Here is a 276-nt window from a genome sequence, read left to right as displayed (position 1 = left end):
CTAGTACCGTTAAACGCTTTTAGTAACTTAGGGTGGGTACGCAGCTTAGTGGCCACACTTTGCGATAGCGTCATGGCATTCGGGCGCATAAGTGGTGCATCAAGCATGTCTAAAAAGAACGGCAAAATATCCAGTGTTGCATCATCTAAACGCTTTTGTCCGCCCGCCGCTAATGATTGAGTGCTACCAAAGTTAGCAGCTTTGTTGTACATATTAGCAACGCGTATTTCACGATTAAGCAATACCAAATCAGTTAAACTTTCAGCAGCATGTAAA

The 276-nt window shown here is 43.5% G+C and carries 1 pseudogene; it reads right to left on the bottom strand.

Annotation, left to right across the window (positions count from 1 at the left end):
* A pseudogene (locus tag AAEY57_RS19900) lies at positions 1 to 276 on the bottom strand (capsid protein); the annotation flags it as partial.

It is taken from the genome of Pseudoalteromonas sp. MER144-MNA-CIBAN-0113 (assembly GCF_040308965.1).
Taxonomy (GTDB): domain Bacteria; phylum Pseudomonadota; class Gammaproteobacteria; order Enterobacterales; family Alteromonadaceae; genus Pseudoalteromonas; species Pseudoalteromonas tetraodonis.
The sequence above is the reverse complement of the archived record's forward strand: the minus strand, read 5'-3'. Positions and strand labels throughout refer to the sequence as shown.